This is a genomic window from Pantoea sp. UBA5035, from assembly GCF_002415245.1.
GTDB lineage: Bacteria > Pseudomonadota > Gammaproteobacteria > Enterobacterales > Enterobacteriaceae > Pantoea > Pantoea septica.
On sequence record NZ_DICD01000008.1, the window covers coordinates 179,205 to 192,401 of the forward strand.

At 58.8% G+C, this 13,197-nt stretch carries 9 protein-coding genes; 1 reads left to right on the forward strand and 8 read right to left on the reverse strand.

The genetic code is table 11. The features are described 5' to 3' along the window. Positions 1-19: 19 nt before the first annotated feature. The 8 genes from lpxK to serC all read right to left on the reverse strand — a co-directional run bounded on the left by lpxK (position 20) and on the right by serC (position 10,769). Positions 20-1,021, reverse strand: a complete 1,002-nt coding sequence (lpxK, locus tag B3229_RS05715; protein ID WP_286870047.1) for a tetraacyldisaccharide 4'-kinase — start codon at positions 1,019-1,021, stop codon at positions 20-22. Continuing rightward, positions 1,018-2,766 carry a lipid A ABC transporter ATP-binding protein/permease MsbA gene (msbA, locus tag B3229_RS05720; RefSeq protein ID WP_048784662.1) on the reverse strand — a complete coding sequence of 583 codons (1,749 nt, stop codon included), beginning with the start codon at positions 2,764-2,766 and terminating at the stop codon, positions 1,018-1,020. Before msbA ends, lpxK begins: the two co-directional genes overlap by 4 nt. A gap of 34 nt (positions 2,767-2,800) precedes the next feature. Then, a complete protein-coding gene (locus B3229_RS05725; protein ID WP_286870049.1) occupies positions 2,801-5,053 on the reverse strand; it encodes a DNA internalization-related competence protein ComEC/Rec2 in 2,253 nt (750 codons plus the stop codon). Between the two features lie 206 nt (positions 5,054-5,259). Then, a complete protein-coding gene (ihfB, locus tag B3229_RS05730) occupies positions 5,260-5,544 on the reverse strand; it encodes an integration host factor subunit beta (RefSeq protein ID WP_033751281.1) in 285 nt (94 codons plus the stop codon). Between the two features lie 87 nt (positions 5,545-5,631). Further along, the gene (rpsA, locus tag B3229_RS05735; protein WP_048784670.1) at positions 5,632-7,305 is read right to left on the reverse strand and encodes a 30S ribosomal protein S1; all 1,674 of its coding nucleotides are present in this window, start codon (positions 7,303-7,305) and stop codon (positions 5,632-5,634) included. Between the two features lie 124 nt (positions 7,306-7,429). Next, positions 7,430-8,110, reverse strand: coding sequence for a (d)CMP kinase (gene cmk, locus B3229_RS05740; protein WP_048784664.1), 681 nt, complete (start codon positions 8,108-8,110; stop codon positions 7,430-7,432). A 200-nt stretch (positions 8,111-8,310) separates the two neighbouring features. Further along, entirely contained in the window at positions 8,311-9,597 is a 1,287-nt protein-coding gene (aroA, locus tag B3229_RS05745) for a 3-phosphoshikimate 1-carboxyvinyltransferase (protein ID WP_286870051.1), read from the reverse strand. Positions 9,598-9,683: 86 nt separating this feature from the next. Then, positions 9,684-10,769 (reverse strand): 3-phosphoserine/phosphohydroxythreonine transaminase, encoded by a 1,086-nt coding sequence (gene serC, locus B3229_RS05750; RefSeq protein ID WP_286870052.1) that lies wholly within the window; start codon positions 10,767-10,769, stop codon positions 9,684-9,686. A gap of 310 nt (positions 10,770-11,079) precedes the next feature. On the opposite strand from serC, the gene ycaO reads away from it, so the two are divergent. Beyond that, positions 11,080-12,840 (forward strand): 30S ribosomal protein S12 methylthiotransferase accessory factor YcaO, encoded by a 1,761-nt coding sequence (ycaO, locus tag B3229_RS05755; RefSeq protein ID WP_048784667.1) that lies wholly within the window; start codon positions 11,080-11,082, stop codon positions 12,838-12,840. Positions 12,841-13,197: the final 357 nt, after the last annotated feature.

A 13,197-nucleotide genomic window follows, 5' to 3' on the forward strand; every position in this document is an offset into this window, starting at 1 on the left:
TCCTGCATTCGGCGAGAGGTTAGTCTGCGGCCCTGCCTGCGCGCTGCCGCGCCAGACGTTCAATATCGTCCAGCAGCGGCGCGACGGCGCTGCCGCTCAGTTCGGCTTCGACCGGCAGATACCACCAGTTGGGCTGGGCGAAGCGACGGCACTTAACCGCGTCTTTTTCGGTCATCAGCAGGGTTTGGCCCTTGACCACTAAACCGGCCAATTCCTCCTGACTGTAGGCGTGATGATCGGCGAAGGCGATCTCGGCCACCGGCGTGACGCCATGCTGGTTAAGGGTAGCGAAAAAGCGCGGCGGATGCCCTATACCGGCCATCGCCACCACATTTTCCAGCGCGGAAAGCGGCGCGCGCTGCTGCGTATGCAGGTTGACCGCATCGCGAGGCCGCAGCGCCATCGCGATTTCACCCGCTTCCGCGCGGCCGCCGTTAACAATAACCGCATTCACCTGCCGCAGACGCGAAGCGCGCTCGCGCATCGGCCCGGCCGGCAGCCACCAGCCGTTGCCGAAGCGGCGGACGCCGTCGACCACCACAATTTCGCGATCGCGCTGCAGCGCGTAGTGCTGCAGGCCATCGTCGGTAATGATGAGATCGAGGGGGTGGCTGGCGAGCAGCGCTTCAACCGCGGCGCGGCGCTTCGGCGCCACCGCGATCGGCGCCCCGGTGCGCTGGGCGATCAGCACTGGTTCGTCGCCCGCCTGCTCCGTCGGCGTATCGGCGTCGACCAGCAGCGGATAGCGCTCCGCTTTGCCGCCGTAGCCGCGTGAAACCACGCCGACGCGAAGGCCGCGGCGCTGTAACGCCTGCACCAGCCAGATCGCGACCGGCGTTTTGCCGTTGCCGCCTGCAGTAAGATTGCCGACCACCACCACCGGAACCGGCGCGCGCCAGCTTTTACGCCAGCCGCGCTGATAGCTAAGACGAATCAGAGAGGAGACCGCGCCGTAAATCAGGCTAAGCGGCCACAGCAGCAGCCACAGCGGCGAGCGTCCACTCCAGATACGCTCGATCATTGCCCAAACTGCATCTTATGCAGCTGAGCATAGGCGCCCCGCTGAGCCAGCAGATCGGCGTGAGTGCCGCGCTCAACGATACGGCCATCCTCCACCACCACGATTTCATCGGCTTTCTCAATGGTCGACAGGCGGTGAGCGATAACCAGCGAGGTGCGGTTTTTCTGCAGCTCGTCCAGCGCAGACTGGATTGCGCGTTCCGACTCGGTATCGAGCGCAGAGGTCGCCTCGTCCAGGATCAAAATCGGACAGTCGCGCAGCAGCGCGCGCGCAATGGCGATACGCTGGCGCTGGCCGCCGGAGAGCAGCACGCCGTTTTCGCCGATCACCGTATCCAGCCCGTTATCCATCTTATTGATGAAGTCCATGGCGTGCGCCATGGTCGCGGCGCGCTCGATCTCGGCGCGGCTATACTGCTCGCTGCGCGCATAGGCGATGTTGTTGGCGATGGTGTCGTTGAACAGATGAACATTCTGCGACACCAGCGCGACCTGATTACGCAGCGAACGCAGCGTGTATTCGCGCAGATCGTGACCGTCCAGCAGGATTTCGCCCTGCTGAATGTCGTAAAAGCGCGTCAGCAGGCTGGCCAGCGTCGACTTGCCTGAGCCGGAGCGCCCTACCAGCGCCACGGTTTTGCCTTCCGGCAGCGCCAGGTTGATGTCGCGCAGCGCTGGCGTATCGCGGCCAGGATAGGTAAAGGTGACATTGCGGAACTCAACGTCGCCTTTGGCGCGCTGAATTTCGCGCGTGCCGGTATCGACTTCCTGCTCGCTGTCGAGGATAGAGAAAAGCGTCTGGCACGCCGCCATACCGCGCTGGAACTGCGCGTTGACGTTAGTCAGGGATTTCAGCGGACGCATCAGCGCGATCATCGATGAGAAGACCACGGTGATGGTGCCTGCGGTCAGCGTATCCATCACGCTGGGAAAGCTGGCGGCATAAAGCACGAACGCCAGCGCCAGCGAGGCGATCAGCTGGATTACCGGATCGGAGATGGATGAGGCCGATACCAGCTTCATGCCCTGCTGACGCATGCGGTTGCTGACGCGGGCGAAACGCTCTGACTCCACTTCCTGACCGCCGAAAATCAGCACTTCTTTGTGCCCTTTCAGCATCTGCTCGGCGCTGGTGGTGACCTGCCCCATGGTGTTCTGCATGGTTTTGCTGATGCTGCGAAAGCGCTTAGAGACCGAACGAATCGCCAGGGAGACGACGGGCGCCAGCACAATCAGGATGAGCGACAGCTGCCAGCTGTAGTAGAACATCATAATAAACAGGCCGATAATCGACGCGCCCTCGCGCACTACGGTAACCAGTGCGCTGGATGAGGAAGAGGCGACCTGCTCGGAGTCGTAGGTGATGCGCGACAGCAGCGTGCCTGTTGACTGCTGGTCAAAGAACGAGACCGGCATGCCCATCATATGGCTGAAGAGGCGACGGCGCATATTCATCACGACGTTGCCGGAAACCCAGGAGATGCAGTAGCTGGAAATATAGCTGGTGACGCCGCGGATCAGCATCAGCCCGATAACGGCCAGCGGCATCCAGATCAGCACCGACTTATCCGCTTTACCAAACCCATCATCCAGTAAAGGCTTCAACAGGGAGAGCATGAGCGTGTCGCCCGCGGCGTTAAGTATCAGGGCCACAGCGGCCACGCATAAACCCGCTTTATGGGGCGCGATCATCGGCCAGAGTCGACGAAATGTCTGCCACGTTGAGAGATCTTTATCTTGATGCATTATTTATTCACGCTGTTTGAAATAGCCGCTCATTCTACCTGGATTCCCGTTTGACGCCAAACCACTGATGGTACCAACGGGGCAAAATTTGCTCTCTCAGGCCAGAAACCGCGGTTTTACGCCCGGCGACGGTAAGGGTTATCTGGCCCGACTGAGCGGTATCGGACCAGGCGAAGCCCGCGCGGCGATAGTTTTCCAGCACGCTGTTGACCGGCATATGCCAGGCGTTGTAGCGCGCCATCGAGGCGATAGCGATACGTCCGCCTACGTTGCGCAGCAGCAGCGGCGTTGACGAAGTGCGGCTGCCGTGGTGCGGCACCTGGATGATATCGGCTCTAAGCCCGCTTTTTTCCAGCGCCACCAGCTGCCGCTCCGCCGGCGCCTCCAGGTCGCCCATCAGCAGCAGACGCGTAACGCCGTCATCCACGCTAAGCACGCAGGAGTCGTTATTGTTGCTGACCGCCGATCGCGCCGGCGGCCACAGCGCTTCGATATTCAAGGCGCCCCAGCGCCAGCGTACGCCGCGCACGCAGGGCAGATGAGCGGCATCGAGCGTGGCGCTGCGTATCGGCACCCCGGGCCAGCGCTGTTTTATCGCGTTGAGGCCGCCGCTGTGATCGAGATGGCGGTGGCTGAGCACCACCATCTGAAGGCGCAGCCGTTTGCGCGCCAGCCAGGGAATAACGTGGCGCGTGCCGGCGTCGCCGTTTTCCCAGGCCGGTCCGGTATCATAGAGCATCGCCTCTCTTCCCTGACGGATAACCACGCTCAGTCCCTGCCCCACATCCAGCATATCGATATGCCAGCCCGGCTCGTCGCGCGGCCAGCGCCAGACCAGCAGCGCCGCAATAACGGCTGCACAGCTGACCGGCGCCGCGTAGAACAGCGCGCAGCGCCAGATAATCAGCCCGCCCCACAGCAGCAGCGCCAGCGTACCGGCGTCATAAAACGCCCACCAGCCCTCGGGCAACGCCTTGAGCGCCGCCATCAGCCAGGCGACGGAGGTGTCCGCCAGCCGCCACAGCGCGGCGCAGATCGCGCTGACCGGCATCAACATCGCCAGCAGGATAAGCGGCACGCTGATAAAAGAGATGACCGGTATCGCCAGCATATTCGCCGCCAGCGCCGAGAGGCTGATGCCTTCAAACAGCATCACCTGTAGCGGCGCCATCAGCAGCATCATACCGAGCTGCAGGTGCAGCAGTTGGACCGGCAGCCAGCGCCAGCCGCGTCGACAGCGCGCCGGTAACGGAAACCAGCGATACCAGGTCAGCAAAAAGGCGACCGCCAGCGCCGAGAGCCAGAAACTTTCAGAAAGCACGTTGAGGGGATCGAACAGCAGCAGTCCGCCGACGCACAGGCTCCAGACCTGCCAGCCGCTAAGCTGCACGCCTTTGATACGAAAGATAAGCCACAGCGTCAGGGCGATCAGCGCGCGCTGGGCGGGCGCATGACTGCCGGAGAGCCAGGTATAGAGCGCCGCCAGCAGCCAGCTCGTCAGCAGCGGGAACAGATAGCCGATTAGACGCGCTGGCAGCGCCAGCTGAACCGCGCGCGCCATAAGCCAGCCGCTGCTGGCGGCCAGCGCGATATGCATGCCTGAAATCGCCATCAGATGCGCCGTGCCGGTTTCCCGCAGCAGCTGACGCAGCGCGTCGCCCATTTCCGCCCGTTCGCCGAACGCGAGCGCCTCGACAACGGCGCGCTGCTCCAGCGCGTGAATCGTCGGCAGATCGCGCAGGATGCGCTGCCAGCGCCAGCTGCAGGTCAGGGATTCAGGCCATTGCTGCTGAATACGCCCTCGCAGCCCCATATGATTTGCCAGCGCGAAACGCTGCGCGTCGAACTCCCCCTCATTGAGCCGGGCATGTACGGGCCGCAGGCTGAGCTGCATCGACCAGCGCTGCCCAGGGCACCAGACCTGCTCGCTCTCTCCGAACGACAGCCAGGCGAAACGCGGCGGAAAGAGATAGCGCCCTTCTCGCTTTAGCAGCTGCACCTTAATTTGCCGTCTCTCTTGCTGAACCTCATCGATGCGCACGCTGTAGGTGGCGGGCGCGACGCTGGCGGTTTCTATCGCGGTGACGGCTGAGCGCGCCGCCCCCAGCATCCAGCCGCACAGCAGCAGCGCGATTGCCGCCATGTGCAGCCAGGCCGACTGCGTCCAGAGCAGCAGCATGCCTGCGCAGGCGATTGCCGCAATGCCTGCTATTGATGGAAGCCGGTGAAGAAACAGCAGCGGCAGCGCGGCGAGAATAGCGATTCTGGCAAATAACGTTGCTGTCATCTTGATCTCGTCCCGGTTAAACACGTGGAGAGTATGCGGATTATGCGGCGCGCGGTCAGGCGCAGGCTGGCGCGCTTCAGCGCGGCCTCGCAAAAAAAGAGGAAGATTTCAGTGCTATTGCAGAGAGTGTCGGGCAGGCTCGCAGACAGAAATTGCGGGCAAAAAAAACGACATCCTGAGATGTCGTTTCTGCGTTCGGTTACGTCTTAACCGTAAATGTTTGCACGGTCTCGCAGCTCTTTGCCCGGCTTAAAGTGGGGAACGTATTTACCTTCCAGTTCCACTTTGTCGCCCGTTTTCGGGTTACGACCCGTACGCGGTGCGCGGTAATGCAAAGAAAAGCTGCCGAATCCCCGGATTTCAATGCGTTCGCCCTGGGCCAGCGTAGTGGCCATGTGCTCCAGCATCTCTTTTACAGCATCCTCAACGACTTTCGCCGGAATATGAGTCTGCTGGCCAGCAAGTCTTTCAATCAGTTCTGACTTGGTCATGTAACCTCCGGTTAATCCTTGTGGGAAAGGTATGACAGCTTGCTACCGTAACCGGGCAGATTTCCCTGCCCGGTTGCTTCAGGTCGATTACTCGCCTTTAGCTGCTTTGAACGCTTCAGCCATAGCATTGGAGAAATTGCTTTCTTCCTGCTTGTTGTTCACAGTCGCGATGGCATCTTTCTCGTCAGCTTCGTCTTTCGCACGGACAGACAGGCTAACAACGCGGTTTTTACGATCAACGCCGGTGAATTTAGCTTCAACATCGTCGCCAACATTCAGAACCAGAGTTGCGTCTTCAACGCGGTCACGTGAAGCTTCAGAAGCGCGCAGGTAACCTTCAACGCCGTCTGCCAGTTCAACTGTAGCACCTTTAGCGTCAACTGCCGTTACTTTACCAGTAACGATGGCGCCTTTCTTGTTCAGGGTGATGTAGTTGTTGAACGGATCTTCAGCCAGCTGTTTCACGCCCAGAGAGATGCGCTCACGCTCTGCGTCAACCTGCAGTACAACGGCAGCGATTTCGTCGCCTTTTTTGTACTCACGAACGGCTTCTTCGCCAGTCGCGTTCCAGGAGATGTCAGACAGGTGAACCAGGCCGTCGATGCCGCCGTCCAGGCCGATGAAGATACCGAAGTCAGTGATTGACTTGATTTTACCTTCAACGCGATCGCCCTTGTTGTGGGTCTCAGCAAACTGCTGCCATGGGTTGGCTTTGCACTGCTTCAGGCCCAGGGAGATACGACGACGCTCTTCGTCGATGTCCAGAACCATAACTTCAACCACGTCGCCCACGTTAACAACTTTAGACGGGTGGATGTTTTTGTTGGTCCAGTCCATTTCAGAAACGTGTACCAGACCTTCAACGCCTTCTTCGATTTCTACGAAGCAGCCGTAATCAGTCAGGTTGGTCACACGACCGGTCAGGCGAGTGCCTTCCGGGTAGCGCTTAGCGATAGCCACCCACGGATCTTCGCCCAGCTGTTTCAGGCCCAGAGATACACGGGTACGCTCGCGGTCGAACTTCAGCACTTTAACAGTGATTTCGTCGCCCACGTTGACGATTTCGCTCGGATGCTTAACGCGTTTCCACGCCATGTCGGTGATGTGCAGCAGGCCGTCGACGCCGCCCAGATCAACGAATGCGCCGTAGTCAGTGAGGTTCTTAACGATACCTTTGACTTCCATGCCTTCCTGCAGGTTTTCCAGCAGCTGATCGCGCTCAGCGCTGTTCTCAGATTCGATAACCGCGCGGCGAGAAACCACGACGTTGTTACGCTTCTGATCAAGCTTGATTACTTTGAATTCAAGCTCTTTGCCTTCCAGGTGCAGCGTGTCGCGTACCGGACGCACGTCAACCAGTGAACCTGGCAGGAACGCACGAATACCGTTCAGCTCAACTGTGAAGCCACCTTTAACTTTGCCGTTGATAACACCGGTAACAGTTTCAGCGTCTTCGTAAGCTTTTTCCAGCGTGATCCAGGCTTCATGACGTTTAGCTTTCTCACGGGACAGCAGGGTTTCACCGAAGCCGTCTTCCACTGCATCCAGGGCAACGTCAACTTCGTCACCAACCTGAATTTCCAGTTCGCCGGCTGCGTTCTTGAACTGCTCTGCCGGAATGGCAGACTCAGATTTCAGACCCGCATCAACCAGAACGACGTCTTTGTCGATAGAGACAACAACGCCACGAACGATGGAACCCGGGCGGGTTTCGATTTCTTTCAGGGACTCTTCAAAGAGTTGAGCAAAAGATTCAGTCATATTGATAATCTTAGGATTCTTCAATTTAACGTCCACCTGACGTCATTGTCGGATGGGGTTGTTTCACATGCCCTGCGCGCTTTCCCTGGCACAGGGTTACTGCAATTCTGTTTGGCCGAAAAGATTAAATGCCCAGCTTTGTGCGGGCATATTCCAGCGCCTGATCAATGACTTGTTCGATGGATAACTGCGTAGAATCCAGAACCAGCGCATCGGCGGCGGGGACTAAAGGCGCAATGGCGCGGTTGCGATCGCGGTCATCACGTTCTTTTATCTCGGCTAAAAGGCGATCAAAGTTAACACTAAAGCCGCTCTCCTGCAACTGTAGCATACGGCGCTGGGCGCGCTCTTCCGGGCTGGCGTCGAGGAAAATTTTTACCGGCGCGTCAGGGAAAACCACCGTTCCCATATCGCGACCGTCGGCGATTAAGCCGGGCTCGTCGCGAAAGGCGCGCTGGCGACGCAGCAGCGCTTCGCGCACGCGGGGAAAAGCGGCGACGCGCGACGCGGTATTGCTGACGTCCTGCGTGCGGATTTCGCCGGTGACCTCTTCGCCCTCCAGGATTACCCGCAGTTCGCCCTCTTGCGAGACGAAACGCACGTCCAGATGGGCCGCCAGCGGCACCAGCGCCTCTTCGGCTTCAATATCCACCTGATGGTGCAGCGCAGCCAGCGCCAGAACGCGATAAATGGCGCCGGAGTCGAGCAGATGCCACTGCAGCGCCTCCGCCATCGCTTTGCACAACGTGCCTTTGCCTGCGCCGCTAGGTCCGTCGACAGTTATAACCGGGGCAGTTGCCGTCATTATTCTCTCCTGTTGCTGCGCGAAATAGTTCAGCCTTCAGGCTGTTCAGAACAGGAAGCATTATACGCGGCCCAGGCTAATGTCGTTACCTTTTAGCGGAGACATCGCTATAAATTGCAGCAGATTCAGAACATATCTTGGTCAGTGAGGCCAGAGGCAGTGAGAATGCCGGAGAGACTCGCTCTCCGGCGCGGTGAAAATCAGGCGTTCTGGCTGATTTTGGCCAGCTGCTGGAAATAGTCGGGGAAGGTTTTCGCGGTACAGCCGGGGTCGAGAATAGTCACGGGCGTATCGGAGAGCGCCACCAGCGAGAAGCACATCGCCATGCGGTGATCGTTATAGGTGCCTATCTCCGCGTGACGCAGTTTTTCCGGCGGGGTGATGCGGATAAAATCATGCCCCTCTTCCACTTCCGCGCCCACTTTACGCAGCTCGGTAGCCATCGCGGCCAGGCGATCGGTCTCTTTAACGCGCCAGTTGTAGATGTTGCGCAGCAGCGTCGGGCCTTTAGCGAACAGCGCCGCCGTGGCGATGGTCATCGCGGCGTCGGGAATATGGTTCATATCCATATCGATGCCGTTAAGCTCGCCGGCGGTACAGGCGATATAGTCGCTGCCCCACTCAACGGTCGCGCCCATTTTTTCCAGCACGTCGGCAAAGCGGATATCGCCCTGCACGCTGTCGCGGCCGATGCCGGTGACGCGCACGGTTCCGCCTTTAATGGCGGCGGCGGCCAGAAAATAGGAGGCGGAAGAGGCGTCGCCCTCCACCAGATAGTCGCCTGGCGACTGATACTGCTGTCGGCCTTTAATGATAAAGCGCTGGTATTGCTGGTTTTCGACCTCGACGCCGAAGCAGCGCATCAGATGCAGCGTAATATCGATATAGGGTTTGGAGACCAGCTCGCCTTTAATGGCGATGCGGGTATCGCGCTCCGCCAGCGGCGCGGTCATCAGCAGCGCGGTCAGGAACTGGCTGGAGACGCTGCCGTCGACGCTGACGTCGCCGCCGGTGAAGCCGCCTTTCAGGCGCAGCGGCGGGTAGTCGCTGTTCTCCAGATACTCAATCTGCGCGCCGCCCTGACGCAGCGCGTCGACCAGATGCCCGATTGGACGCTCTTTCATGCGCGGTTCGCCGGTCAGAACGATATCCTGCTCGCCGAGACAGAGCGCCGCCGCCAGCGGTCGCATCGCCGTACCCGCGTTGCCGAGAAACAGCTCCAGCGGCTGAGAGGCGCGCAGCGCCCCTGCCTGTCCCACCACGTCGCACTGGGTGCGGTCGGCGGACAGGGTAAAATCGACGCCCAACGCCTTAAGGGCGTTCAGCATATGTTTAACGTCATCGCTGTCCAGCAGGTTCGTCAGACGCGTGGTGCCTTTCGCCAGCGCAGCAAGCAGCAGCGCGCGGTTAGAAACGCTTTTTGAACCCGGCAGGTTAACGGTGCCGTCAATGCGTGCAATCGGTTGTAAGGTCAGGGAGTCCTGCATGTGAAACCAAATCTCCAGAAAAGGACAAAACCCCGCCGCGAGACGGGGTCTGAAGTCGGCGCTAGCGCCGACGCTACAGCTCAGGCTTAACCGTGGCGACGCGCGAAGTCGGCCATAAAGTCGGTCAGCGCTTTGACGCCTTCCAGCGGCATCGCATTGTAGATCGATGCGCGCATGCCGCCTACCACGCGGTGGCCTTTCAGAGCGTGCAGGCCGGCGTTGAACGACTCTTCCAGGAAAAGTTTGTCCAGCGCGGCGTCCGCCAGCTGGAAAGGCACGTTCATGCGCGAACGGTTTTCCGTCGCGACGTCGTTGCGATAAAACGGGTTGCTATCGATCAGACCGTAGAGCAGATCGGCTTTCGCCTGATTGATTTTGTCGATTTCGCTGACGCCGCCTTTCTCTTTCAGCCATTTAAACACCAGGCCGGAGAGATACCAGGCGAAGGTCGGCGGCGTATTGAACATAGAGTCGTTCTCCGCCAGCACCTGATAGTCGAGAATAGAGGGAACGGACTGGCGGGCTTTGCCCAGCAGATCGTCGCGCACGATGACGATGGTCAACCCGGCCGGGCCGATATTCTTCTGCGCGCCGGCGTAGATCACGCCGTAACGGTTGATGTCCAGCGGCCGCGACAGAATGGTAGAGGAGAGATCGGCGACGACGATTTTGTCGCCGAAGTCGGGCTGTTCGTCGATGGCGATGCCGTCGATGGTTTCGTTCGGGCAGTAGTGCACGTAAGCGGCGTCGCTGCTCAGCGCCCACTGGCTCATCGGCAGGATAGCGCGCTTGCCGTCACGGGTAGTTTTGACATCCAGGGTGCGTGGCGTGCAATACTTTTCCGCTTCCTTTATGGCGCTGTGCGCCCAGTAACCGCCGTCGACATAATCCGCCGTGGTCGCCTCGCCCAGCAGGTTGCCCGGCACCGCGGCGAACTGCGCGCGCGCGCCGCCGTGGCAGAATAAAACTTTGTAGTTAGCCGGGATTTTCAGAAGATCGCGTAAGTCCTGCTCCGCCTCTTCCGCTACGTTGAGAAACTCTTTGCTGCGATGGCTGATCTCCATAACGGAGGTCCCCAGACCGTGCCAGTTTGTCAGTTCTTGTTCTGCACGACGGAGCACTTCAACCGGCAGCATCGCTGGACCGGAACTAAAATTATAAATCTGCGTCATTTCCCCTCACCACGGTTATCCAGAACGGTTATGAATTGCTTACCGGTTTTATCACTGCCTTATGGTGCCTGCAATGATAAATCAGGAAGGGATCACATTTTCTGAATCTGCCGCGCCGCAGCTTATGTTACAAATGCAACGCAGCGCGAAATTTTGTGAGGCGGCTCGTTCAGGGAGAAAAGCGAGCCCTTCTGCCACGCCGCTTTCAGGATAATGGCAGGTAGAAATTTATCTCGTCTTCATAGCGCCACGGCGGCAAAGTCCGTATCATTGCGCGCTTTACGCCCACTATATATGAGAGAGCGGTCCCATGACGCAAACGTTTATTCCCGGTAAAGACGCAGCACTGGAAGACTCCATCGCGCGCTTCCAGCAAAAGCTGACCGACCTTGGCTTTAATATTGAAGAAGCCTCCTGGCTTAATCCGGTTCCCCACGTCTGGTCCGTGCATATTCGCGACCGCGATTGTCCGCTCTGCTTTACCAACGGCAAAGGCGCCAGTAAGAAAGCCGCGCTGGCGTCGGCGCTGGGCGAATATTTCGAGCGTCTCTCGACCAACTACTTCTTTGCCGATTTCTGGCTGGGCAAATCGATCGCCAACGGCGATTTCGTCCACTACCCGGACGAGAAATGGTTCCCGATCCCGGCGGACGGCTCGCTGCCGGAAGGCATTCTGGATGCGCGCCTGCGCGCCTTTTACGATCCTGACGACGCGCTGACCGCGCCGGAGCTGGTGGATTTGCAGTCCGGCAACGCCGAGCGCGGCATCTGCGGCCTGCCGTTTACCCGTCAGTCCGACCAGCAGACCGTCTATATCCCGATGAACATCATCGGCAACCTCTACGTCTCCAACGGCATGTCGGCGGGCAACACTGCTAACGAAGCGCGCGTGCAGGGGCTTTCTGAGGTGTTTGAACGCTATATCAAAAACCGCATTATCGCCGAAGCGATCAGCCTGCCGACGATTCCTGAGAGCGTGATGCAGCGCTATCCTGGCGTGGTCGAGGCAATTGCGCGCCTCGAAGCGGAAGGCTTCCCGATTTTCGCCTACGACGCCTCGCTGGGCGGCAAATATCCGGTGATCTGCGTGGTGCTGTTCAACCCGCAAAACGGCACCTGTTTCGCCTCTTTCGGCGCGCATCCCGATTTCGGCGTCGCCCTTGAGCGTACCGTTACCGAACTGCTTCAGGGCCGCAGCCTGAAAGATCTCGACGTCTTTACGCCGCCGACCTTCGATGATGAAGAAGTCGCCGAGCACGCCAACCTCGAGACGCACTTTATCGACTCCAGCGGCCTTATCTCCTGGGATCTGTTTAAAGAAAAAGCGGACTACCCCTTTGTCGACTGGTCGTTCAGCGGCACGACCCAGGAAGAGTTCGCCACCCTGATGGCGATCTTCCGCGAGGAAGGGCAGGAAGTCTATATCGCGGATTACGATCATCTGGGCGTCTACGCCTGCCGTATTATCGTGCCCGGCATGTCCGATATCTATCCGGTGGAAGATCTGGTGCTGGCGAACAACAATATGGGCGCGGGCCTGCGCGACACGCTGCTGGCGCTGCCTGCCAGCAACTGGAATCCGGAAGAGTATCTCGACCTGATCGCCCAGTTGGATGAAGAAGGCCATGACGACTTTACCCGCGTGCGCGAACTGCTGGGCCTGGCGAGCGGCAAGGACAACGGCTGGTACACGCTGCGCATCGGCGAGCTGAAGGCGATGCTGGCGCTGGCTGGCGGCGACCTTGATCAGGCGCTGATCTGGACCGAATGGACCATGGAGTTCAACGGTTCAATCTTTTCGCCGGAGCGCGCCAACTACTACCGCTGCCTGCAGACGCTGTTGCTGCTGGCGATGGAAGATGAGCGCGACCCGCTGCAGTATCATCACGCCTTCACGCGCATGTACGGCGCGGACGCGCTGGAAGCGGCGTCGGCGGCTATCAGCGGCGAAGCGCCCTTCTACGGTCTGCAGGCCGTCGACGACGATCTCAAAGCCTTCCCGGCGCACCAGGCGCTGCTGCAGGCTTATGAAAAACTTCAGGCGGCAAAGCGTCGTTACTGGAAAAAGTAGTTACCTGCTCAGCTGCGCAAGGGTGAATTAAATAGCCATGGCGTCAATATTATTGACGCCATTTTTTTATCATGGAAGGGCCTTTTTCATTATTTCTAATCGATTATCAATTTGGTTTTTTAACATTATTGACTCGCTTGATGACATTGTTTAACAAGGCAGGCCGCCGCTCGCTGCCAGTCATTAAAATAAATGTGTAAAATTTAAAAAAATTTTATTTATTTAAATTCAAATAATTACGCAACTTTTTCCGTTCTTCGCCGCGGTCTTCCCCGCTCTCTTCTGGTCAAATATGATCCAGATCAAATCCTGTCCTATACTCCTTTGTTAGTATTTTTCCAGACATCTTTTGGAGAG